The 368-nt window shown below is 63.0% G+C and carries 1 protein-coding gene; it reads right to left on the bottom strand.

Annotated elements, in window-relative coordinates:
- A partial coding sequence (locus P7F28_RS01810; protein WP_277182744.1) for a LysR family transcriptional regulator occupies positions 1-368 on the bottom strand: 368 nt, incomplete at both ends.

Here is a 368-nt window from a genome sequence, read left to right as displayed (position 1 = left end):
ACATGACGCAGATCGGCCAGAAAGTTTTGCGTCGACAAGCGCAGATTCAGCGGCGGCTGCATCTTGCGCACGCCTGCCAGCCGCGACCACAGGCGAAATTGCGAAAACGCTGCGGTGCAGGCAAGAACCAGTTCCTTTTGCTGCCCGCCGCTCGCCAGCCGGTCGAACACGCCGGCAATCTTCTGCATGCTTTCGGCGACCACCAGATACAGCGCCTCGCCTTCGCTCGTCAACGCAATCGAGCGATGCAGCCGATGAAACAGCCGCGTCTCCAGCGTCTCCTCCAGAAAGCGGATTTGACGGCTGACGGCCGCCTGCGTCACGCCCAGTTCCGCTGCCGCCATCGTGAAACTGGCGAGCCGCGCGAC

Origin of the sequence: Caballeronia sp. BR00000012568055, from assembly GCF_029439455.1 — a bacterium.
Classification (GTDB): Bacteria; Pseudomonadota; Gammaproteobacteria; order Burkholderiales; family Burkholderiaceae; genus Caballeronia.
The sequence above is the reverse complement of the archived record's forward strand: the minus strand, read 5'-3'. Positions and strand labels throughout refer to the sequence as shown.